This window comes from Synechococcus sp. CBW1002, from assembly GCF_015840915.1.
Taxonomy (GTDB): Bacteria; Cyanobacteriota; Cyanobacteriia; order PCC-6307; family Cyanobiaceae; genus CBW1002.
Map to the genome: position 1 here is coordinate 2,767,392 of NZ_CP060398.1, position 24,013 is coordinate 2,791,404.

A 24,013-nucleotide genomic window follows, 5' to 3' on the forward strand; every position below is an offset into this window, starting at 1 on the left:
CAGGGGATCTATTCATGTTTCATGGCTAGATATTCAAAAGAGGTTGTTTGTTTCGAATGTAATCCTCTATTGTATACTCGACTTGAATCGATCTTGCCAAAAAATGCCAGTCTCCACAAAATAGCGTTGTCCGACTGTAGCGGGTTTGCAGAACTAAGATTTGATCCATCTAATACCGGCATTGGAACAATTGAAAAAAACAACTTACTTGTAGGCAATTCTGGGATAAAAAAAGTTGTCACTCAAAATGTTCCTATTAAGCGCTTAGACGATTATTCATTAACTGACGTAAGCTTCATAAAAATAGATATTGAAGGCCACGAACTTCAATGCCTTAAAGGTGCTGAAACTCTCTTAAACTCCTTTCATCCTGCGCTTTTAATTGAAATCGAAGAAAGACATTGTCCTGGAAACCTAGTGGCTGTGCCAGACTTCTTAAGAACTTTTGATTATCACCCATTTATCTTATCAAAAAATGGTCTTTATTTACAGCCGGTTCTGGAATTAAATCGCCATGCTCAACGCGGTGTTAACAACTTTTGGTTTCTTCCATTAATTTAGGAATCATTATGAGAAGAATGTAAAAATTATCTTTGATCCAAAGCTGAGTTTGGAACGGATAGTTGTCTTCCTCCAGCTGGGCTTCCCGTACGACGAGCAGATTTTCGCAATGCTGAGGAGGCATCGCCAGGGCATTTCGCCAACTGACAGGAAGGACGACATTCCTACTGCTGTTCCAGCAGCCATCGTCAACGTAGCTGTTGTGCAATCAATGTCTGTTGAAGGTGGGTAGCTCAAACCACTTCTTGCCAACTCAAACAGCGTATCGCTCGTGACCAGCGCCGTGGATTGAGCTGGAGAGCCTGATTCGAACACATAGCGCGATGCCTACTTATCTCCACGGCTTGTCTCTCGTGACTTTGCTGAGGCGTCACGTACCTGATGCCACTGTGGTGGTGCAGGTGGTTGTATCGAATCCGCTAATGACGCGAAACACTGATAGGCCCCGAGCTGGCTTGTGAACGGTTGACTGGGTTAGGCGAGGCGGTACTCTGCAGTGAGCAATAGCGACTCGGAGTAGAGGATGTTGTAGCTGATGCGCTGCGGTGAGAACATCCTGCGCACTCACAGTTCCTACAGCCGGCTCTCCAGCGTTACGGCACGCAAAGCATTGCCGTTGACGGCGTGTGGGATCAAAGGTTGGCGGCTCCTCTTGCTTATCCACTTATTCAAGAAAGACCTGCTCACTAGATCGACTGCAATGGCTGGTTCTTTTCGTTCGACGACATCTCAATCCACCACCTTTCGGTTCCAGAAATTGATTGCTAGCATAGTAACTTAGCGATGCACCCTCTGTATTATGGCTTTAGCACATTTATTAGGCATGTATTGTTCAATGCGCAATCGTGCTATAGGCCTGCTCTGCGTAGATATATATGTTGAATTCTATTTTCTTTAATGGCGAATCTTAGCAGACCGATTTAGCAACAATGGTATCCAGAGGTTTACAATGAAAAGAATAGTTCTTTCGGGAACTGATATTGAGACATCATCATTAGGGTTTGGCTGTAGTGCTTTGATGGGCAGTGGCTCAAGAGCTTATCGGCAGAGACTTCTTAGCCAAGCATTGGAACTAGGAGTAACCCACTTTGATGTGGCTCGATACTACGGCCTTGGCGAAGCGGAATCAGAACTCGGACGCTTCCTTAAGGCTAATCCTGGGAAAGCGACGGTTGCAACAAAGTTTGGAATTAATCCATTACCATTCGCTACAGCCGGTTTTTCTCGCCTCTTCAGTAGGCTAGGCGCACAATCGTTCGGAAAGCAAATCGAAAGGACTGCGGGTGAACGAACACATCGCTTCAAACTTGCGGAAGCCCGAGCGGCGCTCGAAACTAGCCTTCGCAAATTGAAAGTTGATACAATTGACGTTTATTTATTGCACGATTGCCGATCCAAGGATGTCCGCAATCCCGACCTGCTTAATTTCTTGATGAAATCAAAAGCTGATGGGAAAATTCGCTCATTTGGTGTGGCATCTGAAATTGAATCTATCCTTGAGATCGATCAAACAATACCAGCTTATACCAATGTAATACAGCTTGAAAATAGTCTCCTTAGGCCCAATCTAAAACGTATTCCGAGTTTGCCTAATCGAGCTGTGATAACGCACCGAGCGCTCTCCCATAATCTAGTAAAGTTGCTTGAGCTTATTACTCAGCACTCCAAACAAGCTGAAGCATGGAGTGACGAATTAGGTGTTGACCTGAAAGACCCTTTAGTACTCGCCAATGCAATGCTGGCCTATGCTGCCGCCGAAAATCCCAATGGGATTACTCTGTTTTCTACAACAAAGATTCGTAGAATTAAATCCAATGTCTGTGCCATTCAGCATCCGATACTACCCCCTCAAAAGCTTCAACGTCTCATGGAATTATTGGTAGCCTTTAAATGATTAATAGATTAGGTGAAACCTCTATCCAACGAGAATTTGAGGCGGATATCGCGATCATCGGAGCCGGTGCGATGGGCCTTGCGATTGCTTCAGAGTTTTTGCATACAGGATTCTCAATTCTTCTTCTTGAGTCGGGTCTTGCTGATTCTAACTGTGTAAGTGACACATTACTCGCTGTCGAGAATATTGGCCACAAATTTAACGGCGCCACGAGTTCGGGACGCCGACGTGTTCTTGGTGGTGCTACAACACTTTGGGGTGGGCAGTTCTTACCGTTAGGGGATATTGTATTTACAGAGCGACCATGGCTTGGTGTTTCCGGTTGGCCTTTCCAGAAAACATTACTTAAACCATTTTATAAACGAGCTGCTGATTTAGCACAGCTAAAGCTAGCCACTGGTGGTGATTCACTTTGGATAGGTCATGGCATAAATCCGCCGCTTTTTAATCCTGAAAAACTAAAGTCAGAATTTTCAAGTTGGAGTCCAAGACCTAATTTCGCGAATAACATGCGCGGCGATCTTGCTTTAAGCTCTAACGTGGAGGTTCTTTTGGATGCTACTGTAACTGAAATTTTAATCAATAGGCATGGAGAGGTTCAGGAGCTTTCTATAAGATCTACTCTTGGTCATGCTGCTATGGCCAAGGCACGCTTTTATATATTGGCTGCAGGTGCAATTGAATCAGCACGCCTCCTTCTGGCCTCAAGAAGGCAGGATGATCGTGGTATCGGTAATTCCAATGGACTAGTCGGGCGATACTTTCAAGACCATATTAGCCTGCCCGTAGCTCGAATCATCCCCAAAAATCGAGCGACTTTTCATCAGATTTATGATAACTTTATTGTGGGAGGAACTAAATATGCTCCCAAAGTGGTCATCTCGGATGCCCTCCAGCGAGAAAATCGCATTTTAAATGTTGGCGGCTTTTTCCGTTTTTCAGTCGATAATTCCATAAGTATAAATGCGCTCAAAACACTGATCGGTCATTTGAAGAGAAGAACAATACCCAGTGACGGCATTCCCCTTCTTGCTAAATCCATTATCAATCTGCCAGAAGTAGCGAAATTTGCTTATGGTGTACGTATCAAACATCGCATACAAGCTAGTAGAGAAGGAGAGATCTTCTTGGAGGCACATTCAGAGCAACTCCCACGTCCTGAAAGTCGTATAAGCCTTTCAAAGAAAGACGATCGGCTCGGAATGCCTCTAGCATGTCTTAACTGGCGTATTGCAGATGAATCTCGCATGGCAATAAAGGCTTACACGAATACTGTGCGCGATGAGTTTCATAGGCTTTGCCTTGCTGACGTAGAGCCACTTAGCGATGTCATTGACTCACCTTACGAGTTTCAACGAAGTTTGAGCGATGTGTACCACCAAATGGGTACATTGCGGATGAGTACGAACCCCGAGGAAGGTGTTACTAACCCTGATGCCCGAATGCACGAGGTGCCCAATCTCTATGTAGCCGGGTGCTCTTTATTCCCGGTATCCGGTTATTCTAATCCTACGCATACTGGGATCGCTTTGGCGGTGCGATTGGCCGATCACCTAAAATCACGCCTATCAAAATAGTCCTAATTTTTATTCCACTGTTATGGCGAATCCACTGGCCATCGGTGTGTCTCGAAATCACCACTGCATAGAATAACATATCTAGATGTCTTGCCTCAACGTCTAAATCCAATACTTGTTCGTTCTATCCTTATCGGCCAAGTCAACTTTGAGTTCCGAAATCTAGTGTGCCGTCCCGGAGATCTGCGAGCAAAGTCGCTGGAGCTTCTCCAGGATTGAATCCGCTGTGGCCGTCCAGTTGAACGGCGCCTTGGTCTTGTTGTAGGCCGCCACGAATTGCTCGATCTTGGAGATCAACTCCTTGACGCTGGAGAAGCTGCCGCGTCGGATCGCCCGCTGGGTGATGATCCCAAACCAACGCTCCACCTGGTTGATCCAGGAGGCGTAGGTCGGTGTGTAGTGCACGTGGAAGCGGGGCCGCTGCGCCAGCCAGGCCCTCACCTTGGCGTGCTTGTGGGTGCAGTAGTTGTCGACGATCAAGTGGACATCAAGCTCCTCGGGGACCGACTTCTCGATCTGGCGCAGGAACCCCAGGAACTCCTGATGCCTATGGCGGGGCTTGCATTGGGTGATCACCTCGCCTGTTGCCACATCCAGAGCAGCGAACAGCGTGGTGGTGCCGTGGCGGATGTAGTCGTGGGTGACGCCCTCCACGTAACCCAGGCCCATGGGCAACAGCGGCTGGGTGCGGTCCAGTGCCTGGATCTGCGTCTTCTCGTCGACGCAGAGCACCATCGCCTTATCCGGAGGGTTCAGGTACAGGCCGACGATGTCGCGGACCTTCTCCACAAAGAACGGGTCGGTGGAGAGCTTGAACGACTTCTGCCGGTGGGGCTGGACCGAGAAAGTCTGCAGCCAGCGGTGAACGGTGGTTTTGGAGATGCCGGTGGCAGCCGCGAGGGAGCGCGCAGACCACTGGGTGCTGCCATCGGTGGGCTTGGTCTGCAGTGCCCGGTTGATCACCTCCGCCACCGTGTCGTCCTCGTAGGTGCGAGGCCTACCCGGCCGCAGCTCGTCATGCAGGCCCTCCAGGCCCAGCTCCCGGTACCGCTTGCGCCACTTGCCAACGGTCATCCCCGTCAGCCCCATCCGTTTGGCGATGGCGGTGTTGGTCTCGCCGGCACCGCAGGCCAGCACGATCTGAGCGCGCTGCACGATCGAATGCGGCAACGACCGGGAATTTGCAAGGGCCCGCAACTGCTGAACCTCGTCCTCGCTGAGGACCAGCGGAGGCATCGGACGACCAAGCGCCACAAGGCACCTCGGGTGACACTCTCGATTCTAGCTGTTATTTCCGGGACGGCATACTAGGGAACCCCTGAAAAACCCGATAGAATCAGCACAGTTCCAAAGCTGAGACTGGCAGCGGATGGCGGCCCCCCTCCAGTTGGGTTTCACGGACTACGAGCAGACCTACGCCAAGAAGAAAACGCGCCGGCAGCGCTTCCTCGACGAGATGGAAGCCACAGTGCCCTGGGATGCTTTCCTGGCCTTGATTTCGCCTGTGTACCACAGGCCTTCTGCCAAGGGCGGGCGCCCACCGTTTCCGCTGGTGGTGATGCTGCGCATCCACCTGCTGCAGCAGTGGTTCACGCTTTCCGATCCCTTGATGGAGGAGATGCTGATCGATACCCCCTGCTTCCGCCGCTTTGCTGGGATCGACATGGTTGAGGACCGGATCCCTGACGAGACGACGATCCTGAACTTCCGCCACCTCCTGGAAGAGAATCGGATAGCAGAGCAGATCCTGGAGACGGTGAACCAGAGCCTGCGGGAGAAGGGCGTGATGCTTAAGGAGGGTACGATCCTCGATGCCACAATCATCAACGCTCCCAGTTCAACCAAGAACAAGACGGGCGAGCGGGATCCTGAAATGCACTCGGTGGCCAAAGGCAACCAGTGGTTCTTTGGGATGCGGTGCCACATCGGTGTGGATGCAGCCTCGGGTCTGGTCCATTCGGTGGTGAGCACGGCTGCCAACGTCCATGAGCTGAACACGGCAGCCGATCGCGTCCATGGCGAGGAACGCGTGATCTACGGCAACTCTGGCCACATCGGCATCGAAAAGCGTGAGGCGTTCAAGGACTGCGAAGCAGAGATGCGCATCGCCATGAAGCCCGGACAGCGCCGAGTTCTACCGGACACCCCAGAGGGAAGACTGCTGGATCTGATGGAGGCGGCGAAAGCCCATGTCAGGGCAAAGGTGGAGCATCCATTTCGGATCATCAAGTGCCAGTTTGGATTTCGGAAGGTCTTCTACCGAGGCATCCGCAAGAACAACCTCAAGCTGACGATGCTGTTTGCCCTCGCTAATCTCTGGATGGTGCGCGAACGTTGTCCTTCTACAGCATAAATGACAGAATAAGTGTGCCATCTTGAGGGTGAGCAGCCAAAAATGATCGGGGAACTCACGAGAAATAAGCAAGTCAGGCCCTGGACTGGAGCACCTGGCGAGTAGCCAAGGACAGAAATACCCCACATGTGTCTCATTGACGAGAATGAGACACGCTTGCGCTCAATTCCCGGTCTTGATCAGAGCTTCCCTAGGCAAGAACTCGTGGGCGGGGTATGAATTGTTAATTCTGCTTGGGCATGGATTGCTTGTGCTATCTTTGTTTTGAACATTAAATTCTATTCCAATGTTTGGGAAAAAATCTCTTCAAGCGTATCTGCGTTCAAATGGGGTTGAGATTCGGAAAGTCCCCGCACAGCAGAAGTCTCATCTTCCAGTGTTTCGCGTGCTGGTTAACCTATTAATGCGGTGTCGTGAGCACCCACTTACTTTTGTCCAGGTTGGTGCTAACGACGGTATTCATGGTGATCCACTTCACGCTTACATCCTTCGTCATGAATGGCGTGGAATTCTGATTGAGCCCCAGCCGGATGTGTTCGCTCGGCTTGTCCATAATTATGCTGCCTGCAGTGATCGTTTGATTTTTGAAAACTCGGCTATCTCTCCGTCAGGCAGTTATATCAATATCTACAGAGTGCCCTTTGTTCAGCCGTCAGATCATCAGGATATTCCTTTTTCGCTAACAGTCACGTCCTTCAGCCCTTCCGTGGTGTCCAGGCAAACAGGTGTTCCTGAGCAGTCACTTCAGCAGGTGCGGGTGCCTGCGCTCACGCTTGACGCGCTCCTGCAAAAGCATGGGTTTGATGATCTAGATCTGCTACAGATTGATTGTGAAGGCTATGACTCGCAAGTTTTAGAGTCGATAGACTTTAAGCGTTACCGGCCTCGTTTAATTCAGTTTGAGCATGGTCATTTATCCCGCCATGAGCTCTCGAGATTGGAGGGTAGATTTGCTCGGGATAACTACCAGATGCATTATGGTGGCTATTCATCTGATAGTCTGGCCATCTCTGGGGAATGGTTAGACTCGCTCGCCTGAACTGATGCCTAGCCCTAGTGTGGCGTCCCGCATACAGCCGTTAGATTATGAAATATCTCCTCGGGGAGTCGTTTCATGCCTACTGGCAGCCCCATGACCCCGCTGAAGCTGTCGGCCGGTGACCTTCAGGAAAGATGTCACCGGTCGGCGCCTATTCAGGTCGCCTGCAGAAACAGTAACTCCTCCTCGGCTGTCGTGGCATCTGGCGGTTCATTGATCTAGACAACGACAGGTTGCCGCCAGCAGCGAACCGATCGTGACCAGCGTCTGGGATGGCGTTGGCGGGCCTGCTCATAAGGCCGCGTGCGCCGCTCACAGATGGCAACGGCCTGGCCGCTGTGCCACTGGTGTGGCGTCACGAATTTGATCGCGCTGTGGCGGTGCTCGTGGCAGTACCAGTGCACGAATGCCGTCGCCCACTGGCAGGCCTCCTCCTTGCCGGCAAAGGGCCGGCTGGGGTACTCCGGCCGGTATTTGGCGGTGCGGAACAGCGCCTCGGAGTAGGGGTTGTCGTTCGATACCCACGGCCTGGAGAACGAGCGCAGCACCCCAAGCTCTACCAGTCGCACCTCCAGCGTGGCGGAGCGCATGGCGCTGCCGTTGTCGGCGTGCAGGACCAGCCGGCGCTGGCGGCGCTTGCTGATCCGCTCCCGGATGCAGGCTCTGCTGATCAGATCGGCGGCCACCTGGGTCTGCTCACGCTCAGCCACGTCCCAGGCGACGATTTTGCGGCTCCAGACGTCGACCACCAGGTAGAGGTAGAGCCACACGCCCCACACGCTGATGGGCAGAAAGGTGATGTTCCAGCTCCAGAGCTGGTTGGGCCCATCAGCAGGCCGCCGTGGCACCGGCCGCGGTTGCTGCGGCAGCCTGGCCCGACCGCGGCGCTACACCTGCTGATGCTCGTGGAGCACGCGGTAGGAGCTGCTCTCGGAGGCCAGGAACTCGCCCTGGTCGGCCAGGGCGGGCACGATCTGGGTTGGCGGCAGCGAGGCATATGGCGGCTCGTTGCAGACCGCCAGGATCTGCTGGCGCTCCTGCTGGCTCAGCCGATGATGCACGTGGCGCACTCTGCCCTTGCGGCGCTCCCCACCGTCCCCATCACCCGCGAACTGCCGCCTCCAGCGCTGCAGGGTGCGCAGGCTGATGGCCATGCGCTCCGCCCCCGCGCCGCCGTGGCACCAGCGGCGACACCGTCATCGAGGATTTCCAGTGCCCTACGGCGATCCGCCTCGGAGGTCAGTCCTCCTCGGCCTCTCCCCAGAGGGCCTGCATGTTTTTTGTGACCAGCAGCAGCGCCGCCGCTTCCGCCAGGGCCTTCTCCTTCTTGCGCAGCTCCTTCTGGAGCCGCTTGATCTCCCGCTGGTCCTGGGCGCGGAGCTTCTCGTTGGCATCCTGCGATGCCAGCCGCCAGCGCTCCACCTGCTCGGGGTACAGACCCCGCTCCCGGCAGAAGGCGCTGAGCTCGGTGGCATTGAAACCAGCGGTCTCCAGCACCACCGTGAACTTGTCGGCAGCGCTCCAGCCCTCAGGGTCCTTGTGCGATGCCGGCACCACCTCCCCCTCCAGCCGCCAGCACTTGCGCCAAGCGTAGAGAGTGCAGATGTGAATGCCCGTCTCCTCGGAGTTCCTCGCCACGCTCTGCCGAGCGGGCGGACTCATCCGCTTCCTGATGTCAGCCTGGAAAGCCTCGCTGTAACGATGCACTGGTCATCTCCTCATGCCCCCGCGTGGTCAAAAGCACGGGCGACAACTTTCCTGACGGCGGGGGATACGGGCTGTTCTGTTTTTGGCGTCCTATGAATCCTGTCATTGCCGATTATCGCTGATAAGCGCGGGGGACCGCATCCAGCCCTCTGGCTAATGTTAGGTTTAATGTAACTCATGTTACCAAGATATGAATTCACTCCCTAAACATCTCGTTGTATTTCGCATAGGCAGCATGGGCGATACGGTTGCAGCCCTTCCTTGTTTTCATGCCATTCGCCAAGCTTTTCCGTCGTCAAAGATTACATTGCTTACAAATTACCCCGTTTCATCGAAGGCTGCGCCTATGGTAACGGTACTTGGCACTGAAAGTGGGTTTGTAAACAGGGTTGTTAATTATTCAATTGGTCTTCGCAATCCTATAGCCGCTTCTCGCCTTCTAATGCAACTCAGAGCCTTAAAGACGTCGACATTGATTTATATGCGAAGTGAGCCCACTCAAAGGATGATAAGAAGGGAGTCTATGTTTTTCCGTCTGGCTGGTTTCCGGAATCTTCTATGTGTGCCCACTAATGAAGATCAGCGGTTGCCGCGAGTTGATCCTATTACAAAACAGCTTGAGTCTGAGGCTTCGCGCCTGGCTCGTTGTTTTGCTTCGATAGGGCCAGTTAATCTCTCTGACCAATCTTTCTGGGATCTTCGCCTAACTGATGTCGAGCAACGAGTAGGAGCTCAATTGGCAGCAACCTTGCCATCTCCTTTTCTTGTTATCAATACAGGAGGGAAAGAACCATCCAAGGATTGGGGGCTGGAACGCTGGGCACTATTTCTTCAAAAGTTCAGGGAACGTTCAGGTTTGAATGGCTTGGCCATTGTGGGCGCAGATGATGATCATCTTCGTGCTGAAACCTTGCTTCAATACTGGGGTGATGGTGGCGTGAATCTCTGTGGAGGCCCTAGCCCGAGGGAGGTGGCTGCCCTGTTGGCTCACGCGCATTTATTCGTTGGTCATGATTCAGGGCCGCTACATTTGGCTCAATGCGTTGGTGCTCCTGCTCTTGGTTTGTTTGGATCTTATAATAAGCCAAAGCTATGGCACCCGCTCGGATCGCATGTCCGGGTGATCCATCAAATGAAGGGTATGGATGGTATCAGCGTGGATCAGGTGCTTAAACAGGCACTGGCACTTATTGCTTTGAGCTAGAATTAGAACTCGATGATTGGCACGCCTTCGTTCACTTCGTTACATGGCTGGTTTCTAGTTCAGGCACTGCCCCTCTGGAGCTGTTATGGGGTGGATCGACAGAGTGGCGGCTTCTTTGAGAAACTCTATCCCAGCCTGAATCCAACAAATGAGCCGAGACGTACTCGCCTAGTGGCTCGGCAGATTTACTGGTTTACCGTTGGTGAAGCTTTGGGTTGGCAGGGTGCAGCCGATGAGCTGATCGATCATGGCTTCCAGTTTCTCAGTCGTTATCTTGTGAGCCCCGAGGGCCACGTGCGGGCCAGCTGCACTGCCAATGGTGATCTGATCGACAGTCGCCAACATCTTTATGACGTAGCTTTCGTCCTGGTTGCTCTTGCAAGGCAGGCGCATAGGCGCCCTGATTCTCTTGAGCCGGAGGCGTTGGCTCGTCGCATCGTGAATCGCCTTAGGCTCAATCCCCATGGTGGATACCATGATGACGTTACACCTGATGTGCAGTGCGCTAATCCACACATGCATTTGTTCGAAGCTTTCCTTTGCTGGAGCAATCTTCAGGATAATGGCGATGATTTCTGGTGCCACCGCGCAGCAGCCCTTGCTCAGCTTGCTGTAGAGCATATGATACAGCCGCAATTCGGTGCTCTTCCCGAACATTTCGACCTGAGTTGGCGTCCGATACGTCAAGATGGCTTTCTTCGAATTGAACCCGGCCATCAATTTGAGTGGAGTTGGTTGCTTGCTCAATGGGCGTCCTTCAGTGGAGATTCCACGATCGCTGCAGCAGCCCAGCGCCTTTGCCACCAAGCTGAAGTCTTTGGTGTGGACAAGCAACGCAATGTGGTGATCGAGTGCATCAATGATCAACTTCTTCCTTCTAACACTACAGCTCGTCTATGGCAGCAGACTGAACGCCTCAAGGCCTGGCACCATCAGACTCAGATCAAGGGGCTAGAAACTGCCTGTCGCTATCGCGATCAAGCTCTTGAATCTCTTCTGCACTTCTTATCAGGGCCCCGGCCTGGCTTGTGGTTTGATGAGATGGATTCATCTGGACGCTTTCTGGAGCTCCCAGTGAAGGCCAGCAGTGGCTACCACATCGCCTGTGCTATTGAAGAGCTGTTTGTTCCCATTGCCTGCCGTTGACGACGAGATGGATTACAAGGCCCTAGTTCCCCTAGTGCAGCAGTTCCGCGATGCTCGCGTGCTATGCCTCGGTGATCTAATCCTCGATACTTTCAATCACGGCAGCGTGGAGCGTATCTCACCTGAGCGGCCAGTGCCTGTCTTCAGACCTGGGCAAGTGGTTCACATTCCTGGTGGCGCTGCCAATGTGGCCAGGAATATCACTTCCCTTGGTGGCCATTGCAGCCTGGTGGGCCTCGCTGGCCACGATGAGGCTAGCTCAATTCTCCATGATTTGCTGCAGAGCGATGCCCGGATCAGTTGCAATTTGGTTTTCAGTGAGCGGCCCACATGCCACAAGGTGAGGTTCACGGCGGCGGGCCAACATCTGATGCGCCTTGACAACGAGACTAACGACCCCATCGGTAATGTAGAGATCCAGCGTGTCCTCAGCCTGCTTGAGCCCTTGTTACCTGGACACGACGTCTTGATTCTTTCCGACTACGCCAAGGGACTTCTCTGTCCGGATTTGCTGCAGCAGGTAATTGCTATGGCGCGTCGTTTTCGTATACCTGTTGTGGTTGATCCTAAGAGCCCTGATTTCAATAGCTACGCGGGTGCCTCCCTTCTCACACCAAACACCGTTGAGGCCGAACGAGCGACTGGATTCCCTATTCATACCACTGAGGATGCTGAACGTGCTGGCCTCCGCCTGCTCAATGAAAGCGGCGTTTCCGCAGTGCTCATTACTCGGGGCGCTCACGGCATGAGTCTGGTTCTTGACGATGCCCCGCCGTTGCACCTAGCCAGTGGTGCACTCGAGGTTTTCGATGTGGTGGGTGCTGGCGATACAGTGATTGCCACCTTGGCGTGTGTGCTTGCTGCAGGTGGAAGCTATGGCGAGGCGGCTAGTACAGCCAATGTTGCCGCTGGCCTTGTTGTAGCCAAGCCCGACACTGCAACCGTGGCACCGGGCGAGTTAATTAACCGTCTGATGAGCCTTTCAGCTTGTCGGCCTCGCCCAGGCGATCCCCTTTTGTTAAAGGCTTCTCAACTGCTAGCTTATGTTGCTACGTGCCGAGCCGAGGGAAAACGTATAGGCTTCACAAATGGTGTGTTTGATCTAGTACATCCAGGTCATGTGTCGTTGTTGCGCTTTGCTCGTGACCAGTGCGATGTCTTGATTGTTGGCATTAATAGTGATGCTTCAGTACGTCGTCTCGGCAAAGGAGACGAGCGTCCAATCAATTCTGAGGATGATCGAGCTGCCGTGCTTGGGGCATTCGGAATGGTGGATGCTACGGTGATTTTTGACGATGACACCCCGCTTACTTTAATCGAATTGATTCGCCCTGATGTGCTGATAAAGGGCGCTGACTATACAATTGAAACGGTTGTCGGCTCCTCACTCGTGCTTGGCTATGGTGGCGATGTTGTGCTCGCCCCCATTGAGTCAGGTAAAAGTTCTACGCGTATGATTGCAAAAGCACGGAGAAAAACATCATGATCATCATCACTGGAGCTGCTGGATTTATTGGCTCAAACATGGTTGCCGAGCTGAGTGAAGCAGGGGGATCTTATCTGGTTGCTTGTGATTATTGGTCTTGCGGCAACAAATGGATGAATGTTGCCAAGCATTTTGTCGCCGACTTTATTAGTCCTGTTCAGTTGTTTCCATTTATCCGTGAGTCGGCCTCCCGGATTCGAGCTATAGTACACATGGGTGCAATCTCTGCCACTACTGAGCGTAATGTTGATCGCCTGATTGCTGATAATATTCGCCTTACGATTGATCTTTGGGACCTCTGTGCTGACTACCAAATCCCATTCATTTACGCTTCCTCCGCCGCCACGTACGGAGCGCTGGAAACAGGTTTGATTGATGATCAAGATCCTGTTGCCCTTGCTCAGCTTCGTCCACTCAATGCCTATGGCTGGAGCAAGCATGCCACGGACCGGATTCTCATGCAGCGGGTTGCTGATGGGATGCCAGCCCCTCCCCAGTGGTGTGGCTTGAAGTTTTTTAATGTGTACGGCCCGAACGAGTATCACAAGGGAGATATGCAGAGTGTGGTTGCCAAGTTTTTCGCTGATGTTCGTGATTGCAAGCCAATCCGTCTTTTTCAGTCTCATCGGCCAGGGATGGCTGACGGAGCTCAAAGCCGCGATTTCGTTTATGTAAAGGATTGTACTATGTTTATGAAGTGGCTTCTTGAGAATCCAGCTGTTTCAGGCCTTTTTAATGTTGGTACCGGAGAAGCCCGGAGTTTTCGTGATCTGCTTACATCGATTGCCACTGCCCTTCAAGTCCCCATTAGCTTTGACTTCGCTCCAATGCCCGAGCACCTGCGGGATCGTTATCAGTATTTCACCCAGGCAGAGGTAATTAAGCTTCGCTCCACGGGGTACATGGTTCCCTTCCATAGTATTGAATCGGGTGTCGCCGATTATGTCGTCAACTATCTCAACACAGACGATCTTTATCGTTAGCAGTTTTGTTTATGGACCCACATCTGTTCCTTGATCGAGACGGCACTTTGATCCGTGAGGAGAATTATTTACGCGATCCCGACTTGGTTGTTTTGGAGAATGGAGCTGTTGATGGTCTGCTGCGATTTGCTGCTATCGGATACCGTTTGGTTGTCGTTTCCAATCAGTCAGGAGTTGGTCGGGGCCTGATTACTGAGGAAGATGTTATTGCTGTAAATTGCCGAGTTCGTCAGCTATTGGCTCAGCAAAGAGTGTCGATTTCATCGTGGCATCATTGTTCTCATCGGCCTGACCAGGGATGCAATTGCCGTAAGCCTGGCCGAGGGCTTTTTGAAGAAGCAGCCAAACTCCATCCAGTTGATTGGGAACGATCTTTGATGGTTGGTGACAAGCCTTCAGATGTTCAGGCTGGCTTGTCTCTTGGCATGGCGTCGGCTTTAATCACCACCGGGTATGGCGGTAAGCATATCGAATGGGCTCAGCAACACGGCATTCCTATTGTGCATTCATTGGATGACATGGCAGATCAGTTCATTTGATAATCTCTTCAGTTAATCCACTTAGTGTGGCGTCCAATTCTTTCTCAATGTACCTCGGACACTGACCGCGCCATTGATAAACCTCTCGCGAGATTCGGTATTGCAAAAGGTGAGGTTCTTTGTATGCGTTCAGGGAGCAGGACGCCCCGTCGCACTCCATCCCTGAAAGCTCATCACTGAGCGATCAACAAGCAGTGCTCTGTGCTGCTGATTCAGGATCGGGCAGCAGTGACGGCATCACACCACCGCGGTGATGGGCAATCCAGGCCTGCTCCAGGAACTGCCAGACATCGCGGCCCTGTTGCCTGAGGGTGGTGGTGACGGTGAGCAGGCGGCTGCGGCAGATCGCACCCTGGCGGGATTGGACGCCATGGCTGATCTTGCGCTGAATCACCGACTGGCGCAGGGCACGCTCGGCGGCATTGTTGGTCGGCTCGAATCCAGGGGTCTCCAGGAAGGTCCAAAGGCCATCGGCCAGCTGCAGGATCTGCTGAGCGGTGCGCACTGTTTTGGCCCATGGCGTTCGCTCGCCCCGCTGGTAGCCCAGTTCCACCACTTGCTGCAGCCTCGCTTCAAAGGCCTGTCGGATCGGCCGGCAGCTTTGCTGCAAGCCGTGCCAGTCGATCGTTCCGTGCTTGTAGCGGTGCCCGTGGTAAAACAGCTGTTGCTGCAGGCCGAGCAGCTCCGCTCCAAATTCAGCACTGGCGCCGGGGCGTTCAGCGATGGCGGTGAGGTCGCGGATCAGGTGCGCCCAGCACAGCTGGCGTTGCTGAATGGGCAGGTGGTTGTAGGCCGAGAAGCGATCGCTCACCACAATCCCGCCAAAGGTGCTCCCCAGCAGCTCGATGGCGGCGGCTGTGGATCGGCTCAGGCCTTGGAGGAACACCGTCACTGCGGCGGTGACCATGACCCACTGCCAGCCCCGTTTTCCACTGGGATTGTTCCCATCGGCGTTGCCGGTGGGGGCGCCGGTTTCATCCACGTAGGCCACCGGCTGCTGACGGGCAGCCTCCAGCGCCTGAGCCATCGGTTCCGCCAACACGGCGCTCAGACGCTCGCGGACCTTTGCAATCGCTCCACGGCTGATTTCCACCCCCAGCAGCTGATCGAGCAGCGCCTGGGTCTTGCTGAAACTCAACGGAAAGACGCTGCCCAGCAGACCCACCAGGGCACTGAGCCGGGGGCCGTAGGGACTGGCCTCCACATCAGCAGGCAGCGTTGCGCAGATGCTGGTGGAGCAGCAGGGGCAGACCAGGCGATGCAACCGATGCTCGATCACCAGCGGCGTGATCGGCGGGATCTCAATCACCTGATGGCGCAACGGATCTGGATCCTCTCCCGCCAGCAACGTGCCGCAACGGCGGCAGGCATCCGGGTGGTGTTCCACCACCTCATCAACCCGCTCAAACGGCAGCAGCTCAGGGCCCGAGCCGGGATGGCCCAGCTGGCCACCGCGTTTGCGGCCACTGCCCTTGCGTCGCTCCGGCGGCTTGAACCCAGGGCCGTCACTGGAGGGCGGTTTGGAGGAGTTGCGGGAGCTGCGGCCGATCCGCTCCCGCAGCTGGGCCAGCTCGCTCGCCAGGGCGGTGAGTTGGCTGCGGAGCTCGTCGTTCTCCTGCCTGAGAGCCTGAATCTCCTGCTGCTGAGCGAGGATCAGCGATCTGATGCTGGCTGGTGTTGCCAGCCAATCCGCTTCTGGAATCCCGGCAGGAGGGGCGCTCATCACAGGCGGTCTCTGCCTGAGATGCAACCGGGAATCAAGCTGCAGTCAAGAGTTCAGCAGAGCTGAAGTTCGCGGTGAGCTTTCCCGACCCCTGAATGGATACGACTTCTGGTTGCCCTTCACGGTCAGGAGGAAGTCGGCCCCCTGCTCCTGGAGCTGCCGAAAAACGGACGCTGGGTATGGAGCGCGTCAGCCTGGATGAGCACGCCCTCGAGATCCAGCTCGCCGAGCAGTTGGCGCAGCACCGCCCGCTCGTGGTTTTCGCCGGTGGCGTAGCAAGCCTGGCTGATCGCCACGCCCAGAGCGGCGGAGTACAGCGTGACCTGGGCAATGAACGCGGAGCCCCCGCCAGCCGTGGGATCGATCGAACCCCTCAAGGTCTTGCCGTCACACACCAGCTGGTCGAGATCGGCTGCGCCACCAGGGATCTGGGCGATTGTCCAGTCACGGATCGCGCCGCACAGGGCTGGCACGTCGACTTGCTGGAAGAAGTAGCGGAACGAGGAATCCGATGGTGGCCGCCTCAGCTCCACGCCCAGCGCCTCGGTGAGCGCGGCGTGGTGGCGGATGGCAAACCGCTCCAGATCCCGCAAGCTCTGGCAGCCGCTCAGGATCCCGAGCACGGCCACCAGCAGCAGATACCAGGATGAAAACCGAACCCCGCGCCGCATCCGCGCATCGGGGATCGACCTCAGATAGCTGATCAGGTCGAGATCGGTTGCGGCGGAAGCGCTTTCAAGCACAAAGAGGAGGCGATTACGCCGACCTCAACCCATGCTGACAGCCCCGGCAAGAGAGCCTGGGACAGACTTTGAATCAGTCCTGCCCTGGAGCCCATCCCGGCCACCTACGCCAGCCTCCAGCGCAACCTGCGCCTCAACAACCTCCACGCGCTGGTCGCCAGCCATTGCCTGGCCGTCGGCGCCGAGCCGGGCAGCCTGCGCTTCACCGCCGATCGGGGCCCGATGAACCGTGTGGTCACAGGCTCTTCGCTCGCCACCGCAAAAAACACGTTGGAAGCCACGGTGGAGGTGCCCGTCACCACGGTCGACCATCTGCTCACCAGCACCCCCGCCCCGCTGCTCTGGAAGGTGGACGTGTAGGGCTTCGAGCCCCAGGTGCTCCAGGGCGCCACCCACGCCCTGCACAACCCGGAACTCAAAGCCGTGCTGCTGGAGGCCGACACCCCCGCCCTGCAGGCCGTCATGGCCGACGCCGGCTTCTCCCGCTACGCCTACGACCCCTTCAGCCGCCAGCTCCAGCCCCTCAGCACCGCCACCCAGTCCGGCTCCGGCCACAACCAGCTCTGGATCCGTGACCTCCCCTTCGTGCAGCAGCGCTGCCGCACCGCGGCACCCGTGCGGGTGGGACGGGTGAGCCTCTGAACAGCCGGCTCGTGTGCGCCGGCCGCTGGTAGGTGTGGTCCCCGGAGAGTGTCCTTCCTGGCGACTCCGAGGACACCATATGTGGTGTGGTGGATGGCGCGTTACCTGCACACTGCCGCAGAGGGATGTCCCCCGCCCGGCTGCTCTGCGCCGCGCGTCTGTACGCACCCCACAAACCCGCCGCCGACCCCTATCGGATTCGGTACAGGCGTACTATGGTATAAGTTGCGCTTAGTCTGTAGTGCAGCTCGATTCCCCGGCTGAATCTGCGCCAGGCTTACCGGCAACACCGATTTCGTCCGGCAGCCGCAGCTGCTGCCTCGATCGCCAAGGAGCGAACCAGGCCATCGCCGGCACCGTGATCGCCCTGATCGCCCTGCTCACCTCCGATGACCACATCGCCCTCCCCTCCGGAGCCGCCTTCCCGCTCCCGCAGCAATGGGGCGTCTGGTTCATCGCTGCCTCGATGCCGCTTGTGGTTGTCGACGCTCAACTGGCCTCGGGATCCCGACGACGAGCAGCGAAAGAAACAGCTGAGGAGCGAGAGCGACCAGCTTGAAGCGATCGAATACAGGCTCGCGCGCTTCCAGCTAGAACCCTCTGTCCTCCACCGGCGATTCCTCGCCCTCGTCGCTCTTCCCATTGCCCGAATACGGTGATGCCCCCTGAAAGCGTCGCCATCGCTCCTGCTGCTTCCTTCTCGTGGCAGGCGTGTCCATCGGCTCCGCTGGCGTGGATTGAGCTGCGTGAACTGGTGCTCGGGTGGGTGCAGACGCCCGTTCTGCTTCTGCCCGCGGCAGCCGCTCTGGCGGCCGTCCTCGCCTGGTTGCTCCAGCTGCCGCGGCCAGTGCTGCCAGCTGCGGCGCTGCTCACCCCCCTGGTCCTCAGCGCCCTCTACAGCCCCGCCGCCACCGCCCTGCTCAGCGGATGGCTCATGGCCCAGCTGCCAGCCCCGGTCTCTTCGCCGCCCGGCGGCGATCCCGGTGCCCTGCCGGTGGTGGTGCTGGTGGGACGCGGACCCGCCATCGCCGCCGCCACCACCGAAGCCGCCGCAGATCGCCTTCGGCGGGGTCAGGCGTTGGCGGCTTACGTATCCGGCGACGAGCGTGCCACCGCCGATCGACTGGTCGCCCTCGGGGTCGCCCCCGCCCGCGTCGCGGGCGACGCATGCGCCCGCACCACCTGGGAGAACGCCACCCTCACCGCCGCCTGGTTGCGCCAACGCCACCCCGGCGCTCCAGTGCTGCTGATCACAGACCCCTGGCAACTCCCCCGGGCCGCCAACGCCTTTCAGCGCCAGGGCATCCAGGTGCAGCCCCTCGCTGCAGAGCCTCCCCTCGCCCCCGTTGAACGTAATCGCCTCGCTCTGCGCGAAACCGCCGCCACCCTCCTCTACCGGCTGCAGGGACGGATGTGAGAGAAGCTGAGCGATGCAGCCCATTTCCACCGCTGAATCCGCGCCAGAAATGCCGTTAGGCCCGCGCTCCTTCCGCTGCGCAGCTGCCTCGATCGCCCTCGTAGACGCCGAACTGGCCCAAAGGGCCGGCCTAATCTCGCTGTTGCCTGTCAATCCTTCCGATGAAAGGCCACAGTGATTGCATCAGCAATCGTCTCCCAGAGGCCAGGCTCGGTTGAGGCTGGCATCTCCATGACCAGGACATTCGATCGCTTGCCTTGGTTGGCCTCCAAGGATCGAATGGTGCGATCAATCGGCAGATTCGGCATTGCTAGCCGCGGCTCCAAGGGGATCCCGGCGTTGAGAGCGAGTGCGGCGACTTCACCTGAGGTCTTCCCTCGTCCTCGTCGATCGGCTGCAGGGTTGCATGGCCGTTGCGAGGTAAGCGCGCAGATGGGTGGGCAACTGGCGCTCAAGGGCCTGCTCCCGGCTGAGCCAGTGGCACGCCACGATCTCCAGGCCGTCGGGCCGCAGGACTGGCTGCTCGTGCAGCACCAGCGGGAAGATCCACACCGTGTTGCGGCCCCCTTTGCTGAGCTCGCTCACCCCCCAAGCTGCGCCCAGATCGTCCGGCTGCACGCGCAGTTCCAGTTCCTCGGCCAGTTCGCGCACCGCTGCCTGCCCTGCGGGTTCGCCACGGCCGATTCCTCCCCCCGGCAGCGACAGGCTGCGCCGGTAGCTGGCCTGCACCAACAGCAGCCTGCCCCCATGCCACAGCGCCACCAAGGCTCCGTGGGTGTGGGGGCGGGCCACCCGCCGCCACAGCTCGTAGAGCCAGGCCGCCAGCGGATAGAGCCTCAACCACCTGATCAGCCCCTTCAGAGCAGCCTTCATGGCTGCTTCGCGCCCCCAGCGATGCCAAGCAGCTGCCCCTCCAGCGCGCCCAACACGGCGTCGCGGCCGTAGCACTGCTCCACCAGCGCCCGGCCCCCCCGGCCCCGTTGGCGGCGTAGCTCCAGATCAGAAACCAGCTGGCGCACAGCCGCCGCAAACGCGGAGGCATCCTCCGGCTCCACCCGCAGCCCCGCCTGCGCAGCGATCTGCCCCAGCTCACTGCTGGCCGGTGAGCTGGCCACCACGGGCCGCCCACTCGCCAGGATCCCCAGCAGCTTCGAGGGGAGCACCAGATCCGCCGCCCCGGCCCGCTGCGGCAGCAGGTGCACGTCCGCCAGGTTGAGCCAATGGTTCAGCCGTTCGGGCGGCTGCAGCGGCAGCAGCCGAACCTGGGTCATCCCGGCCGTAGCCGCCGCCAGCTCGGCCTTGCTCGGCCCCTCGCCCGCCAGCAGCCACACCAGATCCGGCACATCCGCCAGCTGCTGGATCACCTGCACCAGCAGCTCCAGCCCCTGCTTCTTGTTCATCGAGCCCGAATAGAGCAGCACCCGCTGCTCCGGCCCGATGCCCAGCTCGCGCCGATAGGGATTGCTGGCCCGTGCACTCTCCGCCTCGGGCTGAATCGCCTGCAGGTCCACCCAGTTGGGCAGCAGCAGCGCCCGCTCTTGCGCCACCCCCTTGGCAATGGCGTGCTGCACCATGGCGCCGCTGATCGTGCTCACCCGCGCAAAGCCCCGCAGCGTGCGCCGCTCCCACCCCTCCGCCAGCCGGCGCAGCAGCCGGCCCTTGAGCAGCCCCAGTTCAAAGGCTGCGTCAAGTTCAAAGTCTTGAATGTGCAGCCAGCTGGCCGTGCCGCGGCCGCACAGCGCCGCCAGCAATCGGGCCCCTGGTGCGCAGAAAAAGGCTGGCGCCACCGTGAACACCACATCCGGCCGCCAGCGCGCCTGCGCCAGCAGCACCGGCAGGCTGCTGAGGGCAAAGCTCGCCAGGTGCAACAGGCGGGTGAGCCCGCTCGGCCGCAGCGGCACCCACAGCGGACAGCGCTGAATCGCGACACCAGAGCGCCACTCTCGCCGGTAGCCATTGCCGCGCGCCTGCCACTGCGGGAAGTAGGGCGGTGCAGTGATCACCCGCACCTGGTGGCCCCGAGCGGCCAACCACTCCGCCAGCTCGCCGCTGTATTTGCCAATGCCCACCGGTTCGGGGGCGTAGTTCAGGCCGTACAGCAGCACCTTCATGGCCCTTGGGCGGGGATTATCCTGCGCCCAAGTCTGCGATGGGGCATGGCCTTGGTGACGGCCTCACCCGTGGTGTTTCCACCATCTTCAATCATCCGAACTGATCGATGAGTTCTGCCACCTTCGGGGGGTTGCTACGCCTGCATGGCAATGATCTGGCCCGCGTTCAGCGTGTGCTGGATCCAGTTCTAGCGGCTGGGCTCTTCGTCCTTCTGGATCACCGGCGGGAGATCGATCCCCTCGTGCTGCCCACCTGGCTGTGGATCATGGCGTTCACAGCCTTGATGCTCTCCTCAGGAGGCGTGTACGCCAGTTACCGGCAGGCCAGCCTGTTCACCCTGGCGCGGCGGGTGAGCAGCCGCTGGCTGCTCGTGCTCACTGCCCTGCTGCTGCTCACCTATCTCACCAAAACCACTGCCAGCTTCTCTCGGATTGAAACCAGCCTCTGGGCCCTGAGCTGTTGGCTGCTGTTACTGCTCAACCACGTGGGGTTGAGGCAACTGCTGCGTTGCCACCGCCAACGCGGTGGCAACAGCCGCACGATCCTCTACTGGGGAATGCCCGCTGCCGCTGCCGCCTTCCAGGCCGAGCTGCGGGCTGCTCCCTGGATGGGCCTGCGCATGGTGGCCTGGTTCAGTCCAATCCCGGTCTCACCCGATCAGCAGCCACCCCAGTTCCCCAGCTGCGGCGGCGGGGTTGCGGAGATGCGTCGTTGGCTTGAAAGCCACAGCGTGGATCGAATCGTGTTCAGCCATGTCACCCGCGATGGCTTCACCATGGGGCAGCTGCTGGCCCTTTTTGGCGACACCTGCCTGCCGGTGGTCTACGCCCCGGATTGGGCACAGAGCAACATGCACTTCCGGGTCGACCGCTTGGGGCATCTCCCCTGCATTGATCTCTGGGGCAGCGAAGCTTCGCTGATCGATCGCCATCTCAAGCGATCGTTCGATCTCGCCCTCACCAGCACCGGTGTGGTGCTGATCAGCCCGTTGCTGCTGGCGATCGCCATCGCTGTTGCCCTCAGCAGTCCTGGACCGATCCTGTTTGTGCAGGACCGCTATGGCCTCGACGGTAAACGCTTCCGCATCTACAAATTCCGCACGATGCGGGTGATGGAAGCCGGTGATCCCCCGGTTTCAGGAAAGATGTCACCCCTCTCATCCGTACATCCGGGGGCTTGAGGACATGACCAATGCGTCGTTACAGCGAGGCCGTCAAGGCTGATGTGAGAAGGCGGATGAGCCCGCCGCACAGGCAGAGCGTGGCCCGGATTTCAGAAGAGCTGGGCATCCACGTGATCACCCTCTACAAATGGAGGAAGACGTGGCGGTTGCAGGGAGAGGTGGTGCCGGCATCTCAGAAGGAACCAGATGGCTGGAGTGCTGCCGACAAGTTCACGGTGGTGCTGGAGACGGCCGGGTTGAACGCCACTGAGCTCAGTGCCTATTGCCGCGAGCGGGGGCTCTTTCCTGAGCAGGTGAGCCGCTGGCGTCAGACCGCTCAGGATGCCAACGCCAAGCCGGTGCTGACGATGGCCGAGCAAAAGGAGCTCGAAAGGCTCCGTGCCCAGGACCAGCGAGAGATCAAAGCACTCAAGAAGGAGCTGCAGCGCAAGGAGAAGGCCCTGGCGGAGGCGGCGGCCTTGCTGGTGCTGCGAAAAAAGTGGGATGCCTTCTGCTCGGAGGACGCGGAAGGTTGACCAGCGCCGCGCACCGGCGGAAGGTGATCGAGCTGATCGGCGAGGCGCATGCGGCTGGAGCCGGCCTGGTGAGCGCATGCGGTGAGATCGGCATCTGCCTGCGTACCCTCAAACGATGGCGGAAGGCCTTTCTGGGTGATGGGGACGGCGAGGACCGCCGTAAAGGAAGTCCTCGCCTGGTCGTTCACCGGCTGACGGAGGAGGAGCGCCAGCGGATCCTGCTGACGTGCAACCAACCGGAGTACGCCTCGCTTCCGCCCGGGCAGATCGTGCCAGCGCTGGCGGATCAGGGCCTCTATATCGCCTCCGAGAGCAGTTTCTACCGGGTGTTGCACCAGGCAGGGCAGTGTCACCGACGTGGGCGGGCCCGGTTGCCGCAGGAACCGCGCTCCGTGCCGCGCCTCAGGGCGGATGGCCCAAACCGGGTTTGGAGCTGGGACATCACCTATCTGCCGACCACAGTCCGGGGTGTGTGGCTTTACCTCTACCTAGTGGTCGACGTCTGGAGCCGCAAGGTGGTGGCCTGGGATATGGCTGAGGTGGAATCGGCTGAGATCGCGGCGGATCTGGTGCAGCGAGCCTGTCTCAAGGAGCGTTACCGCCGCCCAAGGGGATGTGGCGCCAACCAGTCCACCCCCCTGCCGCTGATCCTCCATGCCGACAACGGCAATGCCATGCGCGCCGCCACACTCGAGGCGCGGCTGGAGGAGTTGGGTGTCCTGCGGTCGTTCTCTCGGCCCAGGGTTTCGAATGACAATCCCTTCTCGGAAGCCTTGTTCCGCACGTTCAAGTACCGGCCCGACTACCCCAGTCGGCCGTTTACCAGCAAAGAAGAGGCGTGTGAGTGGGTGTCGGCGTTTGTCGACTGGTACAACCATCAACACCGCCACAGCGGCATCAAATTCGTGACGCCTCACCAGCGTCACAGCGGTGCCGCGAAGGCAATTTGCCAGCAGCGAGCCAATGTCTACGAGAAGGCCCGTCAGGCCCATCCAAGACGCTGGAGCCGAAGCACCCGCTGCTGGCGTCAACCCGAAGAAGTGTGGATCAACAAGCCACCAGAGGAACCCGATCCGATCCTCGCGCTACCCTTAACCGAGGCCGTCTAAATGGCAGCCAAGGAGTGACACCTTCCCTGAAAGTTACCGTGATCGGCCCGGGCTTCTTCAGGCCACCCGCGATGATCCAC

23 protein-coding genes and 1 pseudogene are annotated in these 24,013 nt (G+C 57.7%); 16 read left to right on the forward strand and 8 right to left on the reverse strand.

The genetic code is table 11. The features are described from left to right. Window positions 1-21 precede the first annotated feature (21 nt). The 3 genes from H8F24_RS13725 to H8F24_RS13735 all read left to right on the forward strand — a co-directional run bounded on the left by H8F24_RS13725 (window position 22) and on the right by H8F24_RS13735 (window position 4,032). Window positions 22-561: an FkbM family methyltransferase gene (locus tag H8F24_RS13725; protein ID WP_197169986.1), complete on the forward strand. Its 540-nt coding sequence runs from the start codon at window positions 22-24 to the stop codon at window positions 559-561. Between the two features lie 949 nt (window positions 562-1,510). Continuing rightward, window positions 1,511-2,455: an aldo/keto reductase gene (locus tag H8F24_RS13730; protein ID WP_231597836.1), complete on the forward strand. Its 945-nt coding sequence runs from the start codon at window positions 1,511-1,513 to the stop codon at window positions 2,453-2,455. Further along, entirely contained in the window at window positions 2,452-4,032 is a 1,581-nt protein-coding gene (locus tag H8F24_RS13735) for a GMC oxidoreductase (protein ID WP_197169988.1), read from the forward strand. Before H8F24_RS13730 ends, H8F24_RS13735 begins: the two co-directional genes overlap by 4 nt. Window positions 4,033-4,194: 162 nt before the next feature. Here the strand turns inward: H8F24_RS13735 and H8F24_RS13740 are convergent, their stop codons facing one another. Continuing rightward, window positions 4,195-5,286, reverse strand: a complete 1,092-nt coding sequence (locus H8F24_RS13740) for an IS630 family transposase (protein ID WP_197169690.1) — start codon at window positions 5,284-5,286, stop codon at window positions 4,195-4,197. 115 nt (window positions 5,287-5,401) lie between these two features. Between H8F24_RS13740 and H8F24_RS13745 the strand changes: the two genes are divergently transcribed. Further along, window positions 5,402-6,385, forward strand: a complete 984-nt coding sequence (locus H8F24_RS13745; RefSeq protein ID WP_197169989.1) for an IS5 family transposase — start codon at window positions 5,402-5,404, stop codon at window positions 6,383-6,385. Between the two features lie 376 nt (window positions 6,386-6,761). Then, window positions 6,762-7,424, forward strand: coding sequence for an FkbM family methyltransferase (locus H8F24_RS13750; protein ID WP_197169990.1), 663 nt, complete (start codon window positions 6,762-6,764; stop codon window positions 7,422-7,424). Between the two features lie 218 nt (window positions 7,425-7,642). On the opposite strand, the gene H8F24_RS19565 is transcribed toward H8F24_RS13750, so the two are convergent. The 3 genes from H8F24_RS19565 to H8F24_RS19575 all read right to left on the reverse strand — a co-directional run bounded on the left by H8F24_RS19565 (window position 7,643) and on the right by H8F24_RS19575 (window position 9,086). Beyond that, window positions 7,643-8,272 carry a DDE-type integrase/transposase/recombinase gene (locus H8F24_RS19565; protein ID WP_231597837.1) on the reverse strand — a complete coding sequence of 210 codons (630 nt, stop codon included), beginning with the start codon at window positions 8,270-8,272 and terminating at the stop codon, window positions 7,643-7,645. A gap of 39 nt (window positions 8,273-8,311) precedes the next feature. Continuing rightward, a complete protein-coding gene (locus tag H8F24_RS19570; RefSeq protein ID WP_231597838.1) occupies window positions 8,312-8,578 on the reverse strand; it encodes a helix-turn-helix domain-containing protein in 267 nt (88 codons plus the stop codon). 85 nt (window positions 8,579-8,663) lie between these two features. Then, window positions 8,664-9,086: a hypothetical protein gene (locus H8F24_RS19575; protein WP_231597839.1), complete on the reverse strand. Its 423-nt coding sequence runs from the start codon at window positions 9,084-9,086 to the stop codon at window positions 8,664-8,666. A 235-nt stretch (window positions 9,087-9,321) separates the two neighbouring features. On the opposite strand from H8F24_RS19575, the gene H8F24_RS13760 reads away from it, so the two are divergent. From H8F24_RS13760 to H8F24_RS13780, 5 genes are read left to right on the forward strand one after another with little or no spacing between them, the layout of a single operon-like run. Continuing rightward, window positions 9,322-10,335 (forward strand): glycosyltransferase family 9 protein, encoded by a 1,014-nt coding sequence (locus tag H8F24_RS13760; RefSeq protein WP_197169991.1) that lies wholly within the window; start codon window positions 9,322-9,324, stop codon window positions 10,333-10,335. 12 nt (window positions 10,336-10,347) lie between these two features. Continuing rightward, window positions 10,348-11,481 carry an AGE family epimerase/isomerase gene (locus tag H8F24_RS13765; protein WP_197169992.1) on the forward strand — a complete coding sequence of 378 codons (1,134 nt, stop codon included), beginning with the start codon at window positions 10,348-10,350 and terminating at the stop codon, window positions 11,479-11,481. Window positions 11,482-11,488: 7 nt separating this feature from the next. Next, window positions 11,489-12,967, forward strand: coding sequence for a D-glycero-beta-D-manno-heptose 1-phosphate adenylyltransferase (gene rfaE2, locus H8F24_RS13770; protein ID WP_197169993.1), 1,479 nt, complete (start codon window positions 11,489-11,491; stop codon window positions 12,965-12,967). Further along, window positions 12,964-13,950 (forward strand): ADP-glyceromanno-heptose 6-epimerase, encoded by a 987-nt coding sequence (rfaD, locus tag H8F24_RS13775; RefSeq protein WP_197169994.1) that lies wholly within the window; start codon window positions 12,964-12,966, stop codon window positions 13,948-13,950. Before rfaE2 ends, rfaD begins: the two co-directional genes overlap by 4 nt. Window positions 13,951-13,961: 11 nt before the next feature. Then, window positions 13,962-14,489 (forward strand): HAD-IIIA family hydrolase, encoded by a 528-nt coding sequence (locus tag H8F24_RS13780; RefSeq protein ID WP_197169995.1) that lies wholly within the window; start codon window positions 13,962-13,964, stop codon window positions 14,487-14,489. Between the two features lie 184 nt (window positions 14,490-14,673). On the opposite strand, the gene H8F24_RS13785 is transcribed toward H8F24_RS13780, so the two are convergent. Together H8F24_RS13785 and H8F24_RS13790 are read right to left on the reverse strand one after the other, a co-directional pair. After that, window positions 14,674-16,212 (reverse strand): IS66 family transposase, encoded by a 1,539-nt coding sequence (locus H8F24_RS13785; protein WP_197169996.1) that lies wholly within the window; start codon window positions 16,210-16,212, stop codon window positions 14,674-14,676. Between the two features lie 125 nt (window positions 16,213-16,337). After that, on the reverse strand, window positions 16,338-16,955 hold the full coding sequence (locus H8F24_RS13790; protein ID WP_197169997.1) for an ISAs1 family transposase: 618 nt from the start codon (window positions 16,953-16,955) through the stop codon (window positions 16,338-16,340). 126 nt (window positions 16,956-17,081) lie between these two features. On the opposite strand from H8F24_RS13790, the gene H8F24_RS13795 reads away from it, so the two are divergent. The 4 genes from H8F24_RS13795 (at window position 17,082) to H8F24_RS13810 (ending at window position 19,014) form a co-directional block, all read left to right on the forward strand. After that, window positions 17,082-17,315, forward strand: a complete 234-nt coding sequence (locus H8F24_RS13795) for a hypothetical protein (protein ID WP_231598295.1) — start codon at window positions 17,082-17,084, stop codon at window positions 17,313-17,315. Between the two features lie 15 nt (window positions 17,316-17,330). After that, the gene (locus H8F24_RS13800; protein ID WP_197169998.1) at window positions 17,331-17,597 is read left to right on the forward strand and encodes a hypothetical protein; all 267 of its coding nucleotides are present in this window, start codon (window positions 17,331-17,333) and stop codon (window positions 17,595-17,597) included. Between the two features lie 241 nt (window positions 17,598-17,838). Further along, window positions 17,839-18,156, forward strand: a complete 318-nt coding sequence (locus H8F24_RS13805; protein WP_197169999.1) for a hypothetical protein — start codon at window positions 17,839-17,841, stop codon at window positions 18,154-18,156. A 207-nt stretch (window positions 18,157-18,363) separates the two neighbouring features. Continuing rightward, window positions 18,364-19,014 (forward strand): YdcF family protein, encoded by a 651-nt coding sequence (locus H8F24_RS13810; RefSeq protein WP_231597840.1) that lies wholly within the window; start codon window positions 18,364-18,366, stop codon window positions 19,012-19,014. Between the two features lie 360 nt (window positions 19,015-19,374). On the opposite strand, the gene H8F24_RS13815 is transcribed toward H8F24_RS13810, so the two are convergent. Further along, entirely contained in the window at window positions 19,375-19,887 is a 513-nt protein-coding gene (locus H8F24_RS13815; RefSeq protein WP_197170001.1) for an NUDIX domain-containing protein, read from the reverse strand. After that, entirely contained in the window at window positions 19,884-21,125 is a 1,242-nt protein-coding gene (locus H8F24_RS13820; RefSeq protein WP_197170002.1) for a WcaI family glycosyltransferase, read from the reverse strand. Before H8F24_RS13820 ends, H8F24_RS13815 begins: the two co-directional genes overlap by 4 nt. A 107-nt stretch (window positions 21,126-21,232) precedes the next feature. On the opposite strand from H8F24_RS13820, the gene H8F24_RS13825 reads away from it, so the two are divergent. Then, a complete protein-coding gene (locus H8F24_RS13825) occupies window positions 21,233-22,306 on the forward strand; it encodes a sugar transferase (protein WP_197170003.1) in 1,074 nt (357 codons plus the stop codon). Between the two features lie 11 nt (window positions 22,307-22,317). Beyond that, window positions 22,318-23,933 (forward strand): annotated as a pseudogene (locus H8F24_RS13830) (IS3 family transposase). Window positions 23,934-24,013: the final 80 nt, after the last annotated feature.

Excerpts from the sequence above, each read along its gene's own strand:
- H8F24_RS13725 (WP_197169986.1), top strand. The coding sequence starts at position 22 with ATGGCTAGATATTCAAAAGAGGTTGTTTGTTTCGAATGTAATCCTCTA.
- H8F24_RS13730 (WP_231597836.1), top strand. The coding sequence starts at position 1,511 with ATGAAAAGAATAGTTCTTTCGGGAACTGATATTGAGACATCATCATTA.
- H8F24_RS13735 (WP_197169988.1), top strand. The coding sequence starts at position 2,452 with ATGATTAATAGATTAGGTGAAACCTCTATCCAACGAGAATTTGAGGCG.
- H8F24_RS13745 (WP_197169989.1), top strand. The coding sequence starts at position 5,402 with ATGGCGGCCCCCCTCCAGTTGGGTTTCACGGACTACGAGCAGACCTAC.
- H8F24_RS19570 (WP_231597838.1), bottom strand. The coding sequence starts at position 8,578 with ATGGCCATCAGCCTGCGCACCCTGCAGCGCTGGAGGCGGCAGTTCGCG.
- H8F24_RS19575 (WP_231597839.1), bottom strand. The coding sequence starts at position 9,086 with ATGAGTCCGCCCGCTCGGCAGAGCGTGGCGAGGAACTCCGAGGAGACG.
- H8F24_RS13760 (WP_197169991.1), top strand. The coding sequence starts at position 9,322 with ATGAATTCACTCCCTAAACATCTCGTTGTATTTCGCATAGGCAGCATG.
- H8F24_RS13765 (WP_197169992.1), top strand. The coding sequence starts at position 10,348 with ATGATTGGCACGCCTTCGTTCACTTCGTTACATGGCTGGTTTCTAGTT.
- rfaE2 (WP_197169993.1), top strand. The coding sequence starts at position 11,489 with ATGGATTACAAGGCCCTAGTTCCCCTAGTGCAGCAGTTCCGCGATGCT.
- rfaD (WP_197169994.1), top strand. The coding sequence starts at position 12,964 with ATGATCATCATCACTGGAGCTGCTGGATTTATTGGCTCAAACATGGTT.
- H8F24_RS13780 (WP_197169995.1), top strand. The coding sequence starts at position 13,962 with ATGGACCCACATCTGTTCCTTGATCGAGACGGCACTTTGATCCGTGAG.
- H8F24_RS13785 (WP_197169996.1), bottom strand. The coding sequence starts at position 16,212 with ATGAGCGCCCCTCCTGCCGGGATTCCAGAAGCGGATTGGCTGGCAACA.
- H8F24_RS13815 (WP_197170001.1), bottom strand. The coding sequence starts at position 19,887 with ATGAAGGCTGCTCTGAAGGGGCTGATCAGGTGGTTGAGGCTCTATCCG.
- H8F24_RS13820 (WP_197170002.1), bottom strand. The coding sequence starts at position 21,125 with ATGAAGGTGCTGCTGTACGGCCTGAACTACGCCCCCGAACCGGTGGGC.
- H8F24_RS13825 (WP_197170003.1), top strand. The coding sequence starts at position 21,233 with ATGAGTTCTGCCACCTTCGGGGGGTTGCTACGCCTGCATGGCAATGAT.